This is a genomic window from Actibacterium sp., assembly GCF_041584535.1.
In the GTDB taxonomy this organism is placed as follows: domain Bacteria; phylum Pseudomonadota; class Alphaproteobacteria; order Rhodobacterales; family Rhodobacteraceae; genus Actibacterium_D.
Window position 1 is genome coordinate 1 of the sequence record NZ_JBFHDW010000450.1, and the last position, 1,149, is coordinate 1,149.

Below are 1,149 nucleotides of genomic sequence, written 5' to 3' on the forward strand. Positions count from 1 at the left end.
ATACCGGCATTGTTCACCAGAATATCGGCGCCGCCCCATGTCTGGGCGACCTTTGCGGCGGCGGCGTTTACGCTGGCCTCGCTGCTGACATCGCACCCCAGCCCAAGCGCGCGGTCACCGCTGGGATCAATCGCCTTGGCAGCCATGCGGGCGTCGGCCTGGGCATAGTCCAGCGACACGACGCGGGCGCCCGCGTCATTAAAGGCCTGCAGGCAGGCGCGGCCAATGCCGCCCGACCCGCCCGTGACCACGACGGTTTTGCCGTTTAGACCCAGCCAGGTCATATCCGCACCGGTCATTCGTTGATCCCCGCCAGATGACGACCCGTGATATAGCCGAATGTCATGGCCGGGCCCAAGGTGATGCCAGCGCCGGGATAGTTGCCGCCCATGATCGAGGCGCGGTCATTGCCCACGGCATAAAGACCCTCGATCGGGTGGTCCTGCACGTCCAGAACCTGCCCTTCCACCGTGGTCTGCAACCCGTCGAACGTGCCCAGATCACCCATGATGACCTTGACCGCATAGAAGGGGCCGTGCTCGACCGGGCCGACGCAGGGATTCGGCTGATGCTCGGGGTCGGCCAGATAGCGGTTGAACGCGGTCGAGCCCTTGTGAAAGGCCGGGTCCTCGCCCTTGCGGGCGCTGATGTTGTAGTCGGCAATCGAGGCTTCCAGCCCGGCCGGGTCGATCCCGCATTTCTGCGCCAGTTCAGCCAGCGTCTTGCCGCTCTGCAAATAGCCGTTCGACAGGTATTTCGCCAACGGCACCGGCGCCGGTTTGGCAAAGCCAAGCCCGTATTTCTTGATCGTCGGCTTGTCAGCGATCAGCCAGCAGGCGGTTTCCTGTTCGCCCTCACAGGCCGCGATCAGCGCCGCACCGACATCGTGATAGCTTTCGCTTTCATTGGTGAACCGCTTGCCATTCTTCAGCACGGCGATGATGCCCGGCTTGTAGCGGTCCAGCAGGTGCGGGAAGGCCTTGAACTTGCCGCCGCCAACCGGAACCTTCGAGACCGGCATCCATGCCGAGGTGCTGGGGAAATGCATGTCGAACTTGCCGCCGACAGCCGTGCCCAGATCAATGCCGTCGCCGGTATTGCCTTCGGGCACGGGCGAGAAATGTTCGCCGCCGCGCCGCAGATGCGGAT

Annotated in this window: 2 protein-coding genes; both read right to left on the minus strand. The window is 63.9% G+C overall.

The features are described 5' to 3' along the window. On the minus strand, positions 1-299 hold a 299-nt coding region (locus ABYW26_RS14665; RefSeq protein ID WP_372605655.1), incomplete at its 3' end, for an SDR family NAD(P)-dependent oxidoreductase. Continuing rightward, positions 296-1,149 (minus strand): FAD-binding protein (locus ABYW26_RS14670; RefSeq protein ID WP_372605657.1); only part of this gene is annotated, 854 nt, incomplete at its 5' end. The genes ABYW26_RS14665 and ABYW26_RS14670, both read right to left, overlap by 4 nt.